We start from the raw sequence: 20,278 nt of genomic DNA on the forward strand, positions 1-20,278 counted from the left end.
ATGCCCCCCAGAGGATCAGAAGTGCATGTTCGCCGTTAACATAAAGGTGCGCGGCTCGCCCGGATGGTAACGGTAGCCGCTCTTGTTGATGGAGGCGACATAGTCTTCATCAAACAGGTTGTAGACGTTGAGCTGCATGTCGAGGTTGCGGTTGACGCGATAGCCCAGTTTGGCATCCGCCACCCAGTACCCTTCGGTGAACGACGGCGTACCCACCGCGCCGTCAGCGCCGCGGTGCATGCTGCCGATATAGCGGGCGCCTGCGCCAACGGAGAGATCGTCCGTGGCCTGGTACTGGCTCCACAGGGTGAAGGCATGTTCCGGGGTATAGGGCAGAGATGAGGTGCCATCCTGCGCCACGTCATTGCCGGTGCGCACGCTGGCGCGCTGCTGGGTATAGCCGCCGATCACCTGCCAGGCCGGGGTGATGTTACCGGCTGCCGACAGCTCATAGCCTTCGACGCGTTTTTTACCGTACTGGGAGTAAGTGCCGTCGTCGTTCTGCTCGACTTCGTTTTCGATGTCGGTGCGGAAGACTGCCGCGGTCAGGAGCAGACGCTTATCGAGCACTTGCCATTTGGTACCCAGCTCGCTGGTTTTGGCCTTCTGCGGCTTAAAGTCGGTGCGGTTGGCGCTGCTGCCGCTTCCGCCCTGGGCCAGCGCGAAGTTATTGCCGCCTGGCGGCTGCTGGGAGATGGCGTAGTTCACATAGACGTTGCCGTATTCGTTCAGGTGATAAAGCGCCCCAGCCTTCCAGTTGACCAGGTTACCGGAGGTAGCGGTATCGATCGTCGTGACCGGGGAACCTTTCGGCGTGCCGGCCGGGCAGGCCACAGCCCCACGCCCCGTGCCGCCGCAGATGCTGGCGCTGTCATAGTCGGTATGGTAGGTATCGAGACGAATCCCGCCGTTCAGCTCGAAATCACGGGTGACCTGCAACGTGTCGAAGGCGTACAGACCGAAGGTATCGGTCCGGCCATTGGCATTAGCGCCATTGTTATTCAGGCCGCCAATATCGACGTTGCTGTTCGGATGATAGATATTGACCGGCGGCGGGGTGATGGCATCCACGCCGTAGTTGGTCTGGGTTTCACGGGTGAACTCCACTCCGGTACTGATATCGTGGCCGACGCTGCCGGTATAGAATTTAGTGGTCAGGTTGGTCTGGTTGGTCAGGATCTTATTGCTGACATCTTTGGTGTTGGCGAGGCGCGACCAGGTCCAGGTGTCCACATTATTACGGTCAGGCTGGGTGATGTTGCTGGCGCCACCCATTACGGCGGTCATCAGATAATCCTGCTTCACCCGCGACCAGCGCGTGGTGTTGCGCAGGGTGGTGTTGTCGTTAAAGTCGTGCTCAAAGCGCATCGTGGCGGTGTCAGACGTAGAATCGTCATAATCGGAATCGGTGCCGTAGAAGTTGCTGGTGTTCACCTTGCCGGAGTGATTCAGCGCCGCGGTGCCCGCCGAGGGGGCAGAGTAGCCCGGCAACCCGATAGTCGGGATCCCGCCATCCGGGGTGTTGTGCTGGGTCACATGCAGGTAGTTCAGGTAGAGGCGGTTTTCCGTTCCCAGCCCCAGGGCGAGGGAAGGGGCCACGCCGTAGCGCTCGTTTTTAACGTTATCGCGCCCTTCATCGTGAGTTTTTTCACCCATCAGGTTCAGACGAAACGCCGAGGTATCGCCCATCACCTGGTTAATATCGAGGGTTCCACGGCGCATATAGGCGCTGCCAATGCTGGCAGAGGCATCAATACCGGAATCCAGACGCGGCTGTTTGCTGATCATATTGATCGAGCCGCTCGGGGCGCTGCGTCCGTAATCGCTGCCGGACGGCCCTTTGATCACTTCCACCTGTTCGGTGTTGAAGGTGTCACGGGTGGTGGTGCTGATGTCGCGAATACCGTCAACGTAGATGCTGTTCGAGGTATCCACGCCGCGCATGTAGACCGCGTCGCCGGTGGTGGAGTTGCCGTTTTCACCGGCGAAAAAGGCGCCGACACCCGGAACGTTTTTCAGGGCGTCGGTCAGATTGGTGGTGCCCTGATCCTTCAGCACCTGCTCGGAGATCACCGTCATGGTACGGGTGGTGTCTGCCACCGGGCGGCTGAATTTGGCGTCGGCAGACTTTTGCGGGGCATAGAGCGAAGGCTGGGCGGCCTCCACCACCAGGGTATCGTCAGGTTTGTTATCCGTGCTGTCTGCGGCAAGCGCTGTCGCCACCGGGGAAAGACCGATACACAGACCCGCAAAAAAGGTCAGCGAGTTAAAGCTGTTCGGAACGTTGCGATTTTTATCCATATTGTTTAGCGACTTATAATTTTTAGTATTGAGTTTTCATTACGTTGTCAGGCAGGTCTGCGCCTTATCCTGTGCCACTCGATATCAGTAATGAGCCTACAAATGATAATTATTGTGATAAACATTATCATTTGGCGTCACTTTTTATCACTCTCGTCAACAAAATGAAATACGTAAATTTACATTGCCTGCTAAAAAACTTCACAAAGTGGATTTTGGGCAAAAAATGTACTGCACCCCGGGGGATGCAGTATGCAGTGCAGAGCGGGGGATTACTTGTAAATCGTGGCGGTACCGAACATGGTGTTGTCGCCGCTGGCAGAATTTACCACAAAGCCTTTAGCACCTTGTTCACGCGCTTTCTCAGCCAGTTTGTCCTGCAGATCGTCAAGGTTTCTTGCGCCAGAAGCCTGCACGGTTCCGGCGGGTCTCAGTTGACCGGTATCGCCATTGCTGAGTGATTCGATTGACCATGCAGCAAACGACGCACCTGCCAGTGAAGCGGCAGCGAGCATTACCAGGTATTTTTTCATAATCACTTCCTCTGATTGACAACGGGTGATGCACAGTAAGTGTAGAACGGCTCAGAGCGTGATTTAGGGCAAAAAATTGATGATGATCTGCTTATTTTTTGAACGACATTTTTTGACAATTCCATGACAAATCAGCGACATACAGGTGACTGATTTCTGATGTTTTATTCTGCGGCGCAGAGAAATATTTACCGTTGCGCCCGCAACGGGTATCTTACGCCGCTGTTTACAGGAGAACGCCATGACATCCCAGAAGCCGGGGTTGCATCCTCGCAACCGCCACCGTAGCCGTTACGACATGAATGCCTTATGCGAGAGCTGTCCGGCGCTGCGCGAATTTATCACCCAGACGCCCACAGGCGAGCCAACGGTGAACTTCGCCGATCCACAGGCGGTGAAGACGCTGAATAAAGCGCTGCTGATGCATTTCTACGGGGTGACGCTGTGGGATATTCCGGACGGCTATCTCTGCCCACCGGTGCCGGGGCGTGCCGACTACATTCACCATCTCGCCGATCTGCTGGCGGAGGGTAACAACGGCGTCGCTCCCGCAGAGGCAACCCTCCTGGATATCGGCACCGGCTCGAACCTCATTTACCCGCTGATTGGTGTGCATGAATATGGCTGGCGCTTTACCGGCAGCGAAGTGGACCCACAGGCGTTTGCCAACGCCACGGCCATCATTAACGGTAACCCCGGCATGAGCCGCGCCATCCGTCTGCGTCGTCAGAAAGAGGCCTCGGCAATCTTCACGGGTATTATCCATAAAAACGAACAGTACGATGCCACCCTGTGTAATCCGCCGTTCCATGATTCCGCTGAATCCGCCCGGGCGGGCAGCGAGCGTAAGCGTCGCAACCTCGGCCAGGCGGCCGATGCCGCGCTGAACTTCGGCGGCCAGCAGCAGGAGCTGTGGTGCGAAGGCGGCGAAGTGGCCTTTATCACGAAGATGATTGCCGAAAGCGCCCAGTTTGCCCGTCAGGTGAAGTGGTTTACTACCCTGGTCTCTCGCAGCGAAAACCTGCCGCCGCTCTACCGCGCCCTGACCGACGTCGGCGCGGTGAAAGTGGTGAAAAAAGAAATGGCCCAGGGACAGAAGCAGAGCCGCTTTATCGCCTGGACCTTTATGGACAACGCCAAACGCCGCCAGCGTTAACCGCTTCTCCCCGGTGGCGCTGCGCTTACCGGGGCTACAGGGTGGGCTCCTGCGGTGACGGTGGTGTCGGGCCCGGCGACGGCAGCAGCTGATACATCTGCACCGGCATCCGCACGTTCGCCTGGTCAAAGTGTTTTTTCACCATGCTGTCGAGGGCGAAACGCACCGTCCACTGTTTCAGCGGCTGGGTGGTGAACGACACGCGCAGGGTAAAGGCGGTGCTGGTCAGGCCGACAATCCCGGCAAACGACGGCTCGCCGATAATCAGCCCGCGAATATCCTCCCTCTCCAGCAGCTCATCCACCGCCGCTTTCAGCGCGTCTTTCGCTTTTTCGGCATCTTCATGCCTGTCCACGTCATAGTTCGCCACCACCGACCCGATGCCGCGGACAAAGTTGGCGAAGGTAGTGATCGATGACCACGGAATAATGTGATACGCCCCGGTATCCTGCCGCACCCCCACCGAACGAATCGACATCCGCTCCACCGTGCCGGTCAGCGGCCCGATGGTCACCAGATCCCCGGTATTCATCCCGTTTTCAAACTGAATAAAGATCCCGGTGATGATGTCCTTCACCAGCGTCTGGGAGCCAAAAGAGATCGCCAGCCCCAGCGCCCCGGCACCGGCCAGCAGCGGGGCGATGTTGACGCCAATTTCCGAGAGCACAATCATGATGGTAATGGTGCTGATGACCACCGCCAGCGCGTTGCGGAACAGCGTCAGCAGCGTTCGGGCGCGGGCGCTGGGCAGTGGCCGGCCATGAATATCTGACGCCAGCCGGTTCTCGATCAGGCTCGCCAGGATCGTCCAGCCGATGGCGGAGAAGAAGAGGATCAGCGCGATACGGATCAGAATATCGACCGTCTTTTCCCCTGCGCCGTTGTGCAGCCAGTTCCAGAAGTCGAACAACCCCCAGGCGCTGAGCAGCAGCATAATGGCGACGCAGACTGTCAGGAACCGCGCCACCTTCAGCGACACGGAGATCCAGCCGTTGAGCCGTTTTTGCAGCTCCGGATAGCTGCGCTGCACGTGCGGCGAGAGGGTGATGGTTTTAGCCAGCCAGCGCGAGAGCAGCCCCGACACGAAGGCGGCAATGCCGACGATGGCCAGGCTGCGGAAGGTCGCCCCCATCATAAATTTCAGGCTGTTGCCCGGATCGAAGAGGGAGAAGAAGCAGAGCACAATAAAATAGGCGCTCGCCAGCCAGTGCCACACCAGCGCGAAAGCGCGAATAAACAGGCTGAAGAAGGCCAGCGAACGGTCGGCAAGGTGGAGCAGCCCTTCGGTAATGGCGCGCTTGTTATGAAAGATCAGGTACAGCGCCCAGACGGTAATACAGAGCATGATCAGCACGTTGGCCAGAGCGCCAATCTGCACGTTGACCTGATTGGAGATAATCGGCACCGCTACCAGCAGGCCATAGCCGATAAGGCCGCTCAGAATACTCAGGCGTAGCGACCAGTACTGCGCGGCGCTGTCGTTAATGGCGAAAGGTCGTAGATCGGGCACCCGCGGGCAAAATATCAACCGCAGGATCGCTTTAAAGAATTCAATCAGCGCGAAGGCATTGAGGAACAGCGCCTGCTGGAAGGCAATGGTCGGGTTGCCGGTGTTGAGATACTCACGCAGCATCTGGCCAATAAACAGGGTTAGCGCCAGCAGCAGCAGATCGATAATAAAGGCCGCGGCGATGGTCAGCGGCAGATGAACCCAGCTGCTGGTTTCGCGGTTCTTTTTGCGCCCCCAGCTCCCCATTTTGCGGTACAACGGCCAGGCGCAGAGCCTCACCATCCAGTAAAAGGCAAAGACCAGTCCGGCCAGGATCAGAAACTGCTGCGCGGCGGCGGTGAAGGTTTGCGGGTTAAAGGCCTTATGCGGGGAGCCGATCAGGTTGCGGTAGAGCTGGGCGAAACGGGAGGCGAGGGCATCGCCATAGTGACGGCTGATATCAGTGACGTTCTCCAGCACCGTTTTCTCGTCGGTGATCTCTGGCGGGGTTATTTTAGGCACCGGTGTCTCAGGCGGTGTGGCAGCCACGCTGCGCAGCTGATCGATCAGCTCCTTGCGCGAGGCGTCATTTTCCAGCACATCAGCCAGCGCCGAGTAGGCCGCCTTTTTCTGCTCAACGTCCGGCTCCGGTGGCGGCGTGCTCTGCTCGCTGGCGGTGGCGGCGGGAATGCCCGGCAGGCTGACGGCCTGGGCAGGCAGACAAAACAGGCTTATCAGGAGCAGCAAAATCCACGGCACGATGTCCTCCGGTGACAAAATTGTGCAAAGTGATAAGTATAGAAGGCGCGCGGGGGCGGGGGGTTTTTGGGAGAATTCCGGCAATAAAAAAGCCGGGTGACGGCTACGCCTACCCGGCTTACAAAGGGCAAAAACTTACGCAACGTGCTGCAAAAACTCCTGCAAACGCTGGCTCGGTGGGTTCTCAATCAACGTCTGCGGATTGCCATCTTCGGCAATACGGCCTTTGTCGATAAAGATCAGGCGTGAGGCCACTTTCTCGGCAAAGCCGATTTCGTGGGTCACGATCACCATAGTCATCCCTTCTTCCGCCAGATCCTGCATAACTTTCAGCACTTCGTGGCGCAGTTCCGGGTCGAGGGCCGAGGTTGGCTCATCGAAGAGCATCATCTTCGGTTTCACCGCCAGCGCACGGGCGATGGCCACGCGCTGCTGCTGACCGCCGGAGAGCTCGGACGGGTAGTGATGCCCGCGCTCCGCCAGCCCCACTTTCGCCAGCAGCTCTTTTGCAAGCCGCTCGGCTGCCGCTTTGTCGGCGCCGCGCACGCGCAGGGGGCCAAACATCACGTTTTCCAGCGCCGTCAGGTGCGGGAAGAGATAAAACTGCTGGAACACCATGCCCGCTTCCTGGCGGATCAGGCGCTCGTCCACTTTCGGGTCGTTAACCTTCAGGCCATCGACAATCAGATCGCCGCTGGTGATCTCCTCCAGCTTGTTGATGCAGCGCAGCAGGGTCGATTTGCCGGAGCCGGACGGCCCGATAATGACCACCACTTCGCCGGTCTGAATAGTCAGGTCGATGTTGTGCAGCACCTGGGTCTGACCGAAGTGCTTGGAGACGTTTTTAAATTCAATCACAGGATTTTCATCCTTCTTTCAAGACGACGCAGCACGAAGCTCAGCGCCAGTGTAATAATCAGATAGACCACGGCCACGGCGCTCCAGATCTCCAGCGCACGGAAGTTACCGGCAATGATCTCCTGGCCCTGACGGGTCAGTTCAGCCACGCCGATAACAATGAACAGGGAGGTATCTTTAATGCTGATGATCCACTGGTTACCCAGCGGTGGCAGCATGCGGCGCAGCGCCAGCGGCAGGATCACGTGGCGGATGGTTTCGCGACGGGAGAGACCCAGCGCCAGACCGGCCTCGCTGAAGCCTTTGTGGATCGACAGTACCGCACCGCGGGTGATCTCGGCGATATAGGCGCCCGAGTTGATCATGATGGTGACCACCGCCGCGCTGAACGGGTCAATCCGCAGGTCGGTAAAGGCCATCGGCAGGGCGAAGTAGATAAACATCACCTGCACCACAATCGGCGTGCCGCGGATAACTTCGATGAAAACCAGCGCTACGTGGTTGGCTATCCAGCCGCCGTAGGTGCGGGCAAAACCGGCGACAAGGCCGATAATCAACCCGCCAACCAGACCGAGGACCGAAATCCACAGGGTCATTTTGGCGCCTTCAAGCAAAAGAGGAATGGCGGGCCAGATGGCGCTCCAGTCAAACTGCATGATGAGTTCCTGTATACCGTGGTGAAAACAGACAATTAACCATCAGGGGGATGGTTACAATTGTAGGCCCGGTCAACGCAAGCGTCACCGGGCAGTACAGTTCCTGTTTAACAGGCTGTTTTATTTAGGTTCAGTACCGAACCATTTTTTATAGATTTCGTTGTAGGTGCCGTTCTCGCGCAGGGTTTTCAGCGCGCCATTCACTTTAGTACGCAGCTCGTCGCTGCCTTTCGGGAAGGCGATACCGTATTCCTGTGCTTCCAGGGAATCACCTACCGCTTTGAACTTGCCATTGCCTGCGGTTTTGATGAAGTAAAGGATGTTTGGCGTGTCGTGCAGCACGGCGTCAGCACGGTTGGTGCCGAGTTCCATGTAGGCGTTGTCGATGTTCGGGAACTGGCGCAGATCTTTCGATTTGATATTTGCCTTGGCGTAATCAACAGAACCGGTGCCGCTCTTCACCGCAACCACTTTGCCGTCGAGATCTTTCACGCTTTTAACGTCGTTGTTATCCGCTTTCACCATCACCAGCAGGCCGCTTTTGTAGTAGCCGTCAGAGAAGTCGATCGCTTTTTTACGTGCGTCAGTAATGGTGATACCGGCCAGCGCCAGGTCAACGTTTTTGGTTTGCAGGGCCGGCACGATACCGCTGAAGTCCATTGGCTTCAGGGTGTAGTCCAGCTTCAGTTCTTTGGCGATAGCCGCCCACAGATCCACATCAAAACCAACGTACTGGTCGCCCTGTTTAAATTCGAACGGTACGAAGGCGGTGTCGGTGGCAACAATCAGTTTCTTATCAGCAGCCTGAGAAGAGACCGCAAAAGCCAGGGTAAGTGCAGCCAGTGAAACTTTTAATACAGACTTCATAGCATTTCCTTTTATATCCACGGGGCGATCCCCTGCGAGAACGAACGCTCTATGAAAAAATCGTGCCAACTTTACAACGTGTTGTTTTTGCAAGGCCAGGACGGATTTCATTGCACAAAAAAGGTCACAATGGCGGTCAGTTGCACCATAACGAAGCACTGTTTTGGTGCAGCGAAACGCCATCACTAACGGTTATGCTATTTAGCGCAAATATTGATGAGAAAACAATCTTTCATTAACGATTGTGTGAGGTGATTATTACAAATGCTTTACTTTTGCCGGGGGAGAGGAGAAATGACTGCACCATGAAAGTGCAAAACCCCCGCCGAGGGCGAGGGTGTAATAGCAAAAAGCTATGGATTACTCGATATTAGATTCGATGAACCACAGGAACTGATCCAGGTCGCGGGAAGCCGCGGTGAGGATATCCGCCGTGTCTTCGTCTTTCACTTCGCCAATCGCTTTACGCACATCGTTAGCGACCACGGCATAACGATCCGCCAGCTCTTTCAGGTGGTCCTGAACGCTGTGGATATCCAGCGGGTAGCTCTTCAGCGGCGTTTTGCTGTTAATCACCTGGGAAGTACCCAGCGCCACACCGCCCAGCTGCACGGCACGTTCGGCCATGGTATCCAGGTGGGTAGTCAGTGCAGTGCGGAAGCCATCCAGCATCTCATGCACAGCAATAAAGTTGGCACCGCGCATATTCCAGTGAGCCTGTTTAGTAATCAGAGACAGGTCAATGAACTGGATCACCTGGCGATTCAGCAGCTCAATCGTCGCTTTCTTATCGCTGTCTGACACATCGTTACGGGTATACAGCAGATTAGGTGCTTTTGTTTTTACCAGTTTAGCGGTAGGCATAATCTCATTTCCTCTTGATGTTGGCGTCCAAAGTTATTTCGAGATTAAGTATAGCACTGGCTATAGATAGCGCGACCGGGTACTGCCTATCGGTTTAATAGTGAAAGGTTGGTTGTTATATGTAACCTATTGAAAATAAAACAATATGGATATATGCGGGTAAATTAATCTTATTTTTTAAGGGCTTTGAGGGAGGGGAGGGAGATATTTCAAAATAATGACGCTAATGCGAATGGGAATATTTTGCCGGGAAGCCGCTCCCCGGCAAAATAACGCCTGCTAGCGGATATCCACCTCTTCGACTTTACTCTCCCGGCGCAGGGTAAGGGTCGAACCCATCGAGGCGGCAATGATTGAGCAGAGCGCCAGAGTCTGGGTGAAGGTCAGGGATTCGCCAAGAAACACCATCCCGGATATTGCCGCCAGCGCCGGTTCCATGCTCATCAGGGTGCCGAAAATACGCGTCGGCAGGCGTGTTAAGGCAATCATCTCCAGTGAGTAGGGGAGCGCGGTGGAGAGCACCGCCACCGCCAGCCCCACCGGCAGGATTGACCACTGCCAGATCGATTCGGTGGCCTGAGCCATCCCCAGCGGAACGAAAACAATGGCGGCGATAAGCGATCCGAGGGCGACCGTGGCCGGGCCGTGCTCTTCTCCTGCGCGCTGTCCGGTCAGAATATAGATGGCCCAGCAGGCACCGGCCCCCAGCGCCAGCGCCGCACCAGTGAGATCAACGTGCGAGACGTCCTGGCCCAGCGGCAGGAGAAACCATAGCCCGAGCACCGCCAGCACCACCCAGATAAAGTCTACCGGACGTCGGGAGGAGAAAAGGGCTACCGCTAGCGGGCCGGTGAACTCCAGCGCCACGGCGATCCCCAGCGGCACCGTCTGAATCGACAGGTAGAAGAGGTAGTTCATCGCCCCCAGAGAAAGCCCGTAAAACAGCAGGGGCAGGCGCTGCTCCTTCTGAAAGCGCAGCCGCCAGGGTTTAAAAATCACAACCAGAATGAGGGTGCCGAGCGCAATACGCAGCGCCGTCACGCCAGGGGCACCCACTAGCGGAAAGAGCGATTTTGCCAGCGACGCGCCGCTCTGAATGGAGAGCATAGCAATAAGGATAACGATGACGGGCAACCAGACCGGCGCCCTGCGAGACAACCCAGGCATCCTTTCTCCTGTCAGTTTGTGTCAAAGGAAGTAAAGAGGAGGAGTGTAAAGGAAATAACGCCGGGCGGTTGAGACTTTGTTGAAAAAAAGTCGTCACAAATCCGTAAAATGGCGTCACACGAGCGGATGATTTCTGTAACAGTTTAGGAATCGTCTGGATGAATGTATTGTGACTGACGCGCAAAATTAGCTGATTGAAACACAAATCTGGTGTTTTTTGAATAAGATAGCTGCTGGTGGAAATGTTTAGTTACATGAAAACCCGCGTTAGACATCATGAATCACAAAGAGTTTCACAAGTTTTTTTGATATATTTAAAACTTACGGATTTACTTGAAGCACATTTGAGGTGGTTATGAAAAAAATTGCATGTCTTTCAGCACTGGCGGCAGTTCTGGCTGTTACCGCAGGTTCCGCAATGGCGGATACTTCTACCGTTACTGGCGGTTACGCTCAGAGCGATATGCAGGGCGTGATGAACAAAACCAACGGTTTCAACCTGAAATATCGCTACGAGCAGGATAACAACCCACTGGGTGTTATCGGTTCCTTCACTTACACCGAGAAAGACCGTTCTGAAGACGGCGCGTACAACAAAGGTCAGTACTACGGCATCACTGCTGGCCCGGCTTACCGTCTGAACGACTGGGCGAGCATCTACGGTGTTGTGGGTGTTGGCTACGGTAAATTCCAGCAGACTGAAAACCAGGGCTTCAACCGTACTGCAAGCAACAGCGACTACGGCTTCTCCTATGGCGCAGGTATGCAGTTCAACCCAGTTGAAAACGTTGCGCTGGACTTCTCCTATGAGCAGAGCCGCATCCGTAACGTTGACGTTGGCACCTGGATCGCGGGCGTAGGTTACCGCTTCTAATCACTTCGGTGAGCCAATATAAAAACCCGCTTCGGCGGGTTTTTTTGTTTTTGTCCTTCCCTGTGCGCTGAAGAGCCACCAAGAATATTTCGCGTCTACAGCAATGATCAAATTCTAAAAAAAATCGCTAACTTACAGCGGCTCCCTGGTCCGGCTGAAAATCGCCGAAGCGTTTCCGGAAGGCCGGGGCGAGGCGCATGCTCTCCCTCACCCCAACCCTCTCCCTCAAGGGAGAGGGAGCAGACCATGGTTGCGGACCGATAGGTGGGGGCTAACAACCTACCGGCTTTTCGTCTCAAAGAGATCCGTCCCCAGATGGTTGTAATCCACTTTCTGTAATTTAAAGTTGGTCACATACACCGGCGGCGCTTTGTCGTTTGACAGGAAGCGGTACTTATTCGCGATCTCTTTGGCCGTGATCCCCGTCCACTGCGAGAAGAAGCTCAGGAAATCATTCGCCGAGCGGCGCGTTTTGATGATGCGATGGGCTTTGTCATCGCTCGACAGCACCATAAACGGCACCTGGAAGTTCTGCTGATAAGCGTCGTCGTGCGCCAGATACTGCACCTCTTTTCCGCGCTCCTTGAACGCCAGCCCGTGATCGGAGAAATAGACCATCGAGAAGCTCTCGCCGGTGTTTTGCAGCTGGGCATAGAGCTTGCTGAGCAGGTCATCGGTCTGGGTCATGGTGTAGAGATAGCACGAGGTCTCTTTCGACTGCACGAACTCGGCATATTTCCCCTGAGTGCGATCGCAGGCCTGCGGGTGGGAGCCCATCAGGTGCAGAACGATCAGCTGCGGCTGGGTGCGATGGCTGCTGAAGACCTGTTCGGTCATCTTCAGTAACGCCTCATCCCGGGTATTTTTATCCGCCTCGAAATCACCGCTTTTCAGGAAATGCACTTCGTCAGCCCGTTTGGCAATGCTGGCGATGGCGGTATCGTATTCCCCGATCTGCCCCTGGTTGGAGAACCACCAGCTCTGGAAGCCCGCGCGGTTGGCGAGGGTCACAAAGTTATCCTGATACTGTGGCTTGTTATCCACTACCCGGTTAAGCGTCAGCCCCAGCGACTTCTGGGTTGAACCGCTGGCGGCAATGTAATCGGTAAACAGGGTGCCGTTGACCTTGCTGGCAAACGGGGTGTTATTCCAGTGGCCGCCAAACGCCCCCAGCGCATCGCGGCGGGCACTTTCACCGATCACCACCATATAGATGTGATACTTCGGTTTTACCCCCAGCACGTTCCAGGTGTCCTTCATCTGTGACAGTTCGGCCATCCGGGCCTGCTCTTCAACCACTTCCTGGTTGTTCACCACCACATCTTTGACGAAGCGAAACACCGGATAGCCGGTATCTTTCAGCTTGAAGACGCCGCCCCAGGCCAGGTTCTGCACCGGGGCGACGAAAAAGGCCACCACGCTGAAGACCAGGCACAGGCTGTCGATTTTGCTCCACGCGTTTCTGGGCTGGGGCTTACGGCGCACGGCAATCACGCCGAGCGCAAAGATAAACAGGGCGACAATATAGCTGTACCACGGGAAGATGGTGAGGATCTCCGTCGACTCTTCCATGTTGGTGGAGTGCATCGCCAGCAGGGAATTAAAGTTTGGCGCGCCGTAGGCCTGACCAAACGGGAAATACATGGCCGCCACCAGCGAGCAGATCCCAACCACCCCTTTCTGCAGTCGCGGCGCGCCGAGCCATAACAGATGCAGGATACAGGTGAAGGCAACGGCATACAGCAGGCTGAATTCGTAGCCCAGGGCAAAGTTAATCAGCAGCGACTGTAAAAAATAGAATCCCGTCCACGGGCTTAAGGCCCGGCTGCGGGTAATGAGCGTCTCTTTCAGGGTTAAATTCATAGGTCACTATCGCGAAAACGCCATGTGCTCACCCTGGCGCCAAGGGTCAAAACCTGCCTGAGAATGCGTAGAAGGGGGATTGAGGTCCGCATCTGCGAGCCGCAAAAAGTGCAGGGCTGCAAGAAGATAGAGCCAGTAAGGTATAACGTCAACAGATATAAAAGGGGTGTTTTGCGAAGAGGGCTGCATTTCCGTAAAAAAGATCGGGGAATAGCCGTCCGCGAGGGAGTATAGCGATGATAAATGACAAAAAAATGAAGCGGCGTACCGCGACGCCGCTTAGTGGGAAGGTTTGTTCTGCTCTGGCTTGCCGTTGATGATGTCGCAAATCATATTCAGCAGCATTAAGCGTACCTTAAAGGGAGAGTGGCTAAACACGCGCATACACCTCTTGAATTCGTTCATGTGACCTCCTGCGGGTTGATCCCTTCGATCCCTGAAGGGTGACTGCATTACATACAGATATAGCACAGGCTATGTTGTATAGCTATGGCTATTACGTTAATTTTTTGTGCTTGTGTAGCGATGGTTTACAATGGCCGCTTATGCATTGATACGCTTGATGTGTCACCGGATTGAGGAAGCACAATGAATCGCCGTGCAGGTAAACCAACAACAAAAAAAATGACGCAACTGGTCAATGTCGAAGAGCATGTCGAAGGCTTTCGCCAGGTTCGCGAAGCGCATCGCCGCGAACTGATTGATGACTATGTCGAGCTGATCTCGGATCTGATCCGCGAAGTAGGGGAGGCCCGTCAGGTGGATATGGCGGCGCGTCTCGGCGTCTCGCAGCCGACGGTGGCTAAAATGCTCAAGCGTCTGGCCACGGTGGGCCTGATCGAAATGATCCCCTGGCGCGGCGTCTTTCTCACTCCGGAAGGGGAAAAGCTGGCGCAGGTGAGCCGCGAGCGCCATCAGATTGTCGAAAACTTCCTGTTGGTGCTGGGCGTAAGCCCTGAGATTGCCCGCCGGGATGCCGAGGGGATGGAACACCACGTTAGCGAAGAGACGTTGCAGCAGTTCCTGGCCTTTACGCTGAAACACGGATCCGCCGCAGAATGACCTTTCCAGGCCTGCGGGCGCTGGCCCGCGATCGCTTCTTTCATCTGTTGCTGGTGGTCGGGATTGGACTCAGTTTTCTGGTGCCCTTCGCACCTGAGCGCTGGCCTGCCGCCATCGACTGGCACACCATTATTACCCTCGCCGGACTGATGATGCTCACCAAAGGGGTCGAGCAGAGCGGCTTTTTTGACGTACTCGGGCGCAAGATGGTGCGCCGTTTCGCTACCGAGCGGCGCCTGGCGCTGTTTATGGTCTTCTCTGCCGCGCTGCTCTCCACCTTCCTGACCAATGATGTGGCGCTGTTTATCGTGGTGCCGCTGACGCTCACGCTGCGCAAGCTGTGCGAAATCCCGGTCAACCGGATGATCATCTTCGAGGCGCTGGCGGTTAACGCCGGGTCGCTGTTGACCCCGATTGGTAATCCGCAAAACATCCTGCTATGGGGGCGCTCCGGGCTGTCGTTCGCCGCCTTTACCTGGCAGATGGCGCCGCTGGCGCTGGTGATGATGCTCACCCTGGCGCTGCTGTGCTGGTTTGCTTTCCCGGCAACGCCGCTGCGCTACCACAGCGGCAGCGCCGTCGCCCAGGCGAAACCGCGGCTGGCGTGGAGTTGTCTGGCGCTCTATCTGGTCTTTCTGGTGGCCCTCGATCTGAAGCAGGAGCTATGGGGCGTGCTGCTGGTAGCGGGGGGCTTCCTGCTGCTGGCGCGTCGGGTGCTGATAAGCGTCGACTGGACGCTACTGCTGGTGTTTATGGCGATGTTTATCGATGTGCACCTGCTGATTCAGGTCCCGGCGTTGCAGGGCGTACTGCAAAATGTCACCCATCTGTCGCAGCCGGGACTGTGGTTGACCGCCATCGGGCTGTCGCAGTTTATCAGCAACGTGCCCTCTACCATTCTGCTGCTGAACTATGTGCCGCCGACGGCGTTGCTGGCCTGGGCGGTAAACATCGGGGGCTTTGGTCTGCTGCCGGGATCCCTCGCTAACCTCATCGCTCTGCGCATGGCAAACGATCGTCGTATCTGGTGGCGCTTCCATCTCTGGTCGCTGCCGATGCTGGTCTGGGCCGGGTTCGTCGGTTTCGGATTATTCCTTCTCATATAGTGCCCTCTTTGTCAGTTTTTCCTGGCAAATGTATAGCAACGTCCTAACTTTAGTGAGCGGTATAAATGGTGATACCGCTCACTAACAGGATGGATGCTGTTCTATGGCCGAAGAAAACCACACCTCTGACGACGCAGATAATAAAGACAATAAAGAGACTGAACGTAAACGCCCCGGCAAAAAACCGCTGATTATTCTGGGTATTGTGGTGATCGTGATGGTCATCGTGGCCCTGGTCTGGTGGATGATGACCCGCAACCAGGAGACCACCGACGATGCCTTCACCGAAGGCGACGCCGTCACCATCGCCCCGAAAACCGCAGGCTACGTCACCGAACTGCGGGTGCGGGATAACCAGCGGGTGAAAAAAGGCGATCTGCTGGTGACCATCGATCCCCGGGATACGCTCGCCCAGCGCGATCAGGCTAAAGCCCAGTTGGGTCTGGCCGAGGCCCAGTTGCATCAGGCCCAGGCGCAGCTTGCCCTCTCGAAAGTGCAATATCCCGCCCAGCGCGACGAAGCGAATGCCCAGGTGATTAAAGCCCAGGCCGATCTCGCCAATGCCCAGGCGGAGTATCGCCGTCAGCGCGGCGTCGATCCCCGCGCCACTACCCAACAGAGCATCGACGCGGCCAATGCCCAGCTGCGCAGCGCCCAGGCCCAGCTTGCCAGCGCCAAAGCGCAGCTTGAGGTGGCCTCCCAGGTGCAACTGCAAATTCGTCAGCAGGAGACCAACGTCGAAGCCCGGGAACGTCAGGTGGAGCAGGCGCGCGCCCAGCTGGAGACCGCCGAGCTCAACCTCTCTTACACCCAGGTGCGTGCTCCCTTTGATGGCTACATCACGAAGCGCAACGTCCAGACCGGTACTCTGGTGCAGGCGGGCACCGCGCTCTTTTCTCTGGTTTCGAGCGATATCTGGGTGGTGGCCAACTTCAAAGAGTCCCAGCTGGAGCGGATGCGCCCCGGGAATAAGGTCACGCTGAGCGTGGACGCCTGGCCGGATATGGAGCTGGAAGGGCATGTCGACTCTATCCAGCAGGGGAGCGGCTCGCGCTTTGCCGCCTTCCCGTCGGAGAACGCCACCGGTAACTTCGTGAAGATCGTCCAGCGCGTGCCGGTGAAAATTGTCATTGATAAAGGGCTGGACCCTAATAAGCCGCTGCCGCTGGGCCTGTCGGTTGAGCCGAAGGTAACCGTGGAATGACCGACCACAGCCATGAAAACTGGCGGCCCGCCAGCAACCCGTGGGCGGTGGCGATCGTCGTCACCCTCGCGGTGTTTATGGAGATCCTCGACACCACCATCGTGAACGTGGCGCTGCCCCACGTGGCGGGCTCACTCTCCGCCAGCTATGACGAATCCACCTGGGTGCTCACCAGCTATCTGGTGGCGAACGGCATCGTGCTCCCCATCTCGGCGTTTCTGAGCCGGCTTTTTGGCCGCAAGCAGTTCTTCCTGATCTGCATTGTGATGTTCACCATCTGCTCCTTCCTGTGCGGGATCGCCACCGAGCTTTGGCAGATCATCCTGTTCCGTATTCTGCAGGGCTTCTTTGGTGGCGGGCTGCAGCCGACCCAGCAGTCGGTGCTGCTCGACTACTTTAAGCCGGAAGATCGCGGTAAGGCTTTTGGCCTGTCGTCCATCGCCATTATTGTCGCCCCGGTGCTGGGGCCGACGCTTGGCGGCTGGATCACCGATAACTACTCCTGGCGCTGGGTGTTCTTTATTAACATTCCGGTGGGGATAGTGACCGTTCTGGCGATCTATCAGCTGCTGGAAGATCCGCCCTGGGAGAGTAAATCGAAGGAGAAACTCTCCGTCGACTGGACCGGCATCGGGCTTATCGCCCTTGGCCTCGGCTGCCTGCAGGTGATGCTCGACCGCGGGGAAGACGAAGACTGGTTTAACTCGAACTTTACGCGCACCTTTGCCGTCCTGACGTTGATCGGCATTATCGGCGCCATCTACTGGCTGCTGTATGCCAAAAAGCCGGTGGTGGATCTGCACTGCATGAAGGATAAAAACTTCGCGGTCTCCAGCCTGCTGATGGCCGGTATGGCGATGATCCTCTACGGCAGTTCGGTGGTGATCCCGCAGCTGGCGCAGCAGGACCTGGGCTATACCGCCACCTGGTCAGGGCTGGTGCTCTCGCCCGGCGCGATCCTCATTGTGCTGACCATCCCGCTGGTGCTGAAGCTGATGCCGATTGTGCAGACGCGCTGGATCATCGCCTTCGGCTTTGCCTGCCTGGCGACGGCCTTCTTCTGGTCGCGGACGCTGACGCCGGATATCGACTTCGAGACCCTGGTGCTGTTCCGCAGCGCCCAATCGATTGGGCTGGGGTTCCTGTTTGTGCCCCTGACCACCATCGCCTTTATCTCGATCCCCCGGCGGCTGAACGCCGACGCTGCGGCGCTCTTTACCATGTTCCGCAACGTGGCGGGGTCGGTGGGCATTTCGCTCTCGACGGCAGCCATCACCGAGCGCTCCCAGGCCCACAGCGCGCATCTCGCCACGCATACCTCGGCGTTTGATGAGCCGTTCCAGCAGACGATCCGCGAGATGGCCCAGGCGATCCAGAACTTTACCACCCAGGTGGGCGACCCCACCGGCATCGCCACCGGGCGCATGTACCAGGCGATGATTGAGCAGTCGCGTTTCCTGGCCTACGTGGACGTCTTCACCATTCTGAGCGCGGTGGCCCTCTTACTGATTCCGTTTTGTTTGTTGCTCTCGCCGGTTAAGAGCGAGGGGAGTGCAGGAGCACACTGATGATTCGACGTTTAAGCCCCCTGATGTTAATGCTGCTGCTGGCAGGCTGTGCCGTAGGGCCTGATTACCAGCAGCCCGCGCCGCAAACCCCGAGCCAGTGGAACGATCCGGGAGATGGCGGCGTGAAATCACAAACCGCGTCGAGCGCCATCAATCCTCGCTGGTGGAAAACCTTCGGCGATCCGCAGCTGGATAGCCTGATTGAGCGCGCCATCGCCGGCAACCTGTCGCTACAGCAAACCGTGCTGCGCATCGCCGGGGCGCGGGAACAGATCAACCAGGCGGGCGGCGCCTTCTTCCCGGCGGTGAACGGCAACCTGCAGGCTACCCGGCAGCAGCTGGGGCTGGAGGGGGAGCTGAAATCCCACGGCGTGTACGACCAGCTTGATGATGTCGACCCTGAATTGCGCGGGGCGCTGGGGCCGCTGACCCAGCCGATTAACCTCTATCAGGGCAGCTTTGACGCCCAGTGGGAGCTGGATCTGTGGGGCAAGGTGCGCCGCCAGGTTGAAGCCGCCAACGCTCAGCAGCAGGCGGCTATCGAGCAGCGCAACGATGCGCTGGTGTCGCTGGAGGCGGAAGTCGCCCGCGCCTGGCTCCAGCTGCGCGGTGCCCAGAGCAGCATCGCGACGCTCAACACCCAGATCGAGAGCGCGCAGCAGACTCTGGATCTGACCAGCAGCCGCCAGCGCGGCGGCCTGTCGCCGCAGATGGACGTGGAGAACGCCCGCGCCCAGCTTGGCAATCTGGAGGCGCAGCTTCCGCAGTATGAAGCCCAGGCGCGGCAGGCGATGAACGGCCTGGCGATCCTGCTGGGCAAACCGCCGGGGGCGCTGGACGGCGAATTGCAGGCCAGCAAACCGCTGCCCGAGTTGCCGGAAATTGTCCCCACCGGGATCCCGTCCACGCTGGCGCGGCGACGTCCGGACGTGCGTGAGGCCGAGGCGAATCTGCATGCGGCCACCGCGCAGATCGGCGTGTCGGTGGCGCAGCTCTTCCCCAGCGTCTCCCTCAGCGGCCAGTTTGGGCTGCGTAACAGCGAGGCCAGCTGGCTCACCGACTGGAGCAGCCACTTCTACAGCGTCGGGCCGCAGGTCTCTATTCCCATCTTCCAGGGCGGACGGCTGGTCTCCAGCGTGAAGGTCGCCCGTGCCCAGCAGGGTGCCGCCGTGCTGGACTATCGTCAGACGGTGCTTACCGCGCTGGGGGATGTGGAAAATGCGCTGGTCAGCTACCGCACCGACCAGAAGCGGGAGGCGGGATTAAGCAAAACCATCGATGCGCTGCAAAACGCTTTCGATCTGGCGAGCAGCAGCTATCGTCAGGGGATCGCCACCTTTATCGACGTGCTTGATGCCCAGCGCCAGCTGGCCCAGGCGCAGCAGCAGCGGGATCAGGCCCGGGTGCAGAGTGCGCTGGATCTGGTGGCGCTTTATAAAGCGCTTGGCGGGGGATGGGAGCCGTATCAGGAGGTGCAGCTGCCGGATTATGCTGTGTTTGGGGATGCGCCGAGGGGATGATTATCGCGTTATAAACGGTAGCATGGAGACATAGTTGGGTACGGTAGTGTGTTCCGTTCACTTTGAGACCGGTAGATTATTAGTTGCCAGCACACGTGAACGGGAAAAGGGGGCCACCGCGGCCCCCTTTTCAATCCCCGCGGCCCCGCAAGAAATCGGTGCTTCGCACTGCGCTCACCTCCCGACCTGCTGCCTGCGGTCGGCTCAACTCGACATCCTGTCTCGATTCGCCTCTGGCCGCCATCCCTGGCGTCCAGCCCTTGTCATCCGGTCTCCGGTTCGCCGATTTCAGCGGGAACTCAACCCCCGTGCCACATTCAGGCAATGAAATAAGGATTTAAATAATTTATTCAAAAAATTCTGAAGGCGGAGGGAGCGTAGGTCCGGCTGAAAATCGCCGAAGCGTTTCCTGTAGGCCGGGGCGAGGCGCA

Annotated in this window: 17 protein-coding genes; 7 read left to right on the forward strand and 10 right to left on the reverse strand. The window is 57.4% G+C overall.

The window, feature by feature from the left end; genetic code table 11:
* Positions 1-15: 15 nt before the first annotated feature.
* Positions 16-2,301: a catecholate siderophore receptor Fiu gene (locus GNG29_RS07015; RefSeq protein WP_103178788.1), complete on the reverse strand. Its 2,286-nt coding sequence runs from the start codon at positions 2,299-2,301 to the stop codon at positions 16-18.
* Positions 2,302-2,573: 272 nt separating this feature from the next.
* On the reverse strand, positions 2,574-2,834 hold the full coding sequence (gene mcbA / locus GNG29_RS07020; protein WP_156654138.1) for a DUF1471 family periplasmic protein McbA: 261 nt from the start codon (positions 2,832-2,834) through the stop codon (positions 2,574-2,576).
* 241 nt (positions 2,835-3,075) lie between these two features.
* Between mcbA and rlmF the strand changes: the two genes are divergently transcribed.
* Positions 3,076-3,990 carry a 23S rRNA (adenine(1618)-N(6))-methyltransferase RlmF gene (gene rlmF / locus GNG29_RS07025; RefSeq protein WP_197431835.1) on the forward strand — a complete coding sequence of 305 codons (915 nt, stop codon included), beginning with the start codon at positions 3,076-3,078 and terminating at the stop codon, positions 3,988-3,990.
* 34 nt (positions 3,991-4,024) lie between these two features.
* Here rlmF and ybiO read toward each other — a convergent pair whose 3' ends face one another.
* The 6 genes from ybiO to rhtA all read right to left on the reverse strand — a co-directional run bounded on the left by ybiO (position 4,025) and on the right by rhtA (position 10,650).
* Positions 4,025-6,238, reverse strand: coding sequence for a mechanosensitive channel protein (ybiO, locus tag GNG29_RS07030; protein WP_156654140.1), 2,214 nt, complete (start codon positions 6,236-6,238; stop codon positions 4,025-4,027).
* Between the two features lie 135 nt (positions 6,239-6,373).
* Positions 6,374-7,096: a glutamine ABC transporter ATP-binding protein GlnQ gene (gene glnQ / locus GNG29_RS07035; protein WP_103178792.1), complete on the reverse strand. Its 723-nt coding sequence runs from the start codon at positions 7,094-7,096 to the stop codon at positions 6,374-6,376.
* Positions 7,093-7,752, reverse strand: a complete 660-nt coding sequence (glnP, locus tag GNG29_RS07040) for a glutamine ABC transporter permease GlnP (RefSeq protein ID WP_039029408.1) — start codon at positions 7,750-7,752, stop codon at positions 7,093-7,095. Before glnP ends, glnQ begins: the two co-directional genes overlap by 4 nt.
* Positions 7,753-7,872: 120 nt before the next feature.
* Positions 7,873-8,619 (reverse strand): glutamine ABC transporter substrate-binding protein GlnH, encoded by a 747-nt coding sequence (gene glnH, locus GNG29_RS07045; protein ID WP_103178793.1) that lies wholly within the window; start codon positions 8,617-8,619, stop codon positions 7,873-7,875.
* A 360-nt stretch (positions 8,620-8,979) separates the two neighbouring features.
* Positions 8,980-9,483: a DNA starvation/stationary phase protection protein Dps gene (gene dps / locus GNG29_RS07050; protein WP_156654141.1), complete on the reverse strand. Its 504-nt coding sequence runs from the start codon at positions 9,481-9,483 to the stop codon at positions 8,980-8,982.
* Positions 9,484-9,762: 279 nt separating this feature from the next.
* On the reverse strand, positions 9,763-10,650 hold the full coding sequence (gene rhtA, locus GNG29_RS07055) for a threonine/homoserine exporter RhtA (RefSeq protein ID WP_156654142.1): 888 nt from the start codon (positions 10,648-10,650) through the stop codon (positions 9,763-9,765).
* A 355-nt stretch (positions 10,651-11,005) separates the two neighbouring features.
* On the opposite strand from rhtA, the gene ompX reads away from it, so the two are divergent.
* Positions 11,006-11,524, forward strand: coding sequence for an outer membrane protein OmpX (gene ompX, locus GNG29_RS07060; protein WP_103178796.1), 519 nt, complete (start codon positions 11,006-11,008; stop codon positions 11,522-11,524).
* 279 nt (positions 11,525-11,803) lie between these two features.
* Here ompX and GNG29_RS07065 read toward each other — a convergent pair whose 3' ends face one another.
* Together GNG29_RS07065 and mntS are read right to left on the reverse strand one after the other, a co-directional pair.
* The gene (locus tag GNG29_RS07065) at positions 11,804-13,387 is read right to left on the reverse strand and encodes a phosphoethanolamine transferase (RefSeq protein WP_156654143.1); all 1,584 of its coding nucleotides are present in this window, start codon (positions 13,385-13,387) and stop codon (positions 11,804-11,806) included.
* A 279-nt stretch (positions 13,388-13,666) separates the two neighbouring features.
* A complete protein-coding gene (gene mntS / locus GNG29_RS07070; protein ID WP_103178798.1) occupies positions 13,667-13,792 on the reverse strand; it encodes a manganase accumulation protein MntS in 126 nt (41 codons plus the stop codon).
* Positions 13,793-13,975: 183 nt separating this feature from the next.
* Here mntS and mntR point away from each other — a divergent pair, with 183 nt between their 5' ends.
* From mntR to GNG29_RS07095, 5 genes are all read left to right on the forward strand, one after another.
* Positions 13,976-14,449 carry a manganese-binding transcriptional regulator MntR gene (gene mntR / locus GNG29_RS07075; protein ID WP_156654144.1) on the forward strand — a complete coding sequence of 158 codons (474 nt, stop codon included), beginning with the start codon at positions 13,976-13,978 and terminating at the stop codon, positions 14,447-14,449.
* Positions 14,446-15,555: an anion transporter gene (locus GNG29_RS07080; protein WP_156654145.1), complete on the forward strand. Its 1,110-nt coding sequence runs from the start codon at positions 14,446-14,448 to the stop codon at positions 15,553-15,555. The genes mntR and GNG29_RS07080 overlap by 4 nt, the downstream gene beginning before the upstream one ends.
* 103 nt (positions 15,556-15,658) lie before the next feature.
* A complete protein-coding gene (locus tag GNG29_RS07085; RefSeq protein ID WP_156654146.1) occupies positions 15,659-16,759 on the forward strand; it encodes an HlyD family secretion protein in 1,101 nt (366 codons plus the stop codon).
* Complete coding sequence (locus tag GNG29_RS07090; protein ID WP_103178802.1) at positions 16,756-18,327, forward strand: DHA2 family efflux MFS transporter permease subunit; 1,572 nt, start codon at positions 16,756-16,758, stop codon at positions 18,325-18,327. The genes GNG29_RS07085 and GNG29_RS07090 overlap by 4 nt, the downstream gene beginning before the upstream one ends.
* Positions 18,324-19,847 carry an efflux transporter outer membrane subunit gene (locus tag GNG29_RS07095; protein WP_197431845.1) on the forward strand — a complete coding sequence of 508 codons (1,524 nt, stop codon included), beginning with the start codon at positions 18,324-18,326 and terminating at the stop codon, positions 19,845-19,847. The genes GNG29_RS07090 and GNG29_RS07095 overlap by 4 nt, the downstream gene beginning before the upstream one ends.
* Positions 19,848-20,278 lie beyond the last annotated feature (431 nt).

Source organism: Leclercia sp. Colony189 (assembly GCF_009740165.1).
Classification (GTDB): Bacteria; Pseudomonadota; Gammaproteobacteria; order Enterobacterales; family Enterobacteriaceae; genus Enterobacter.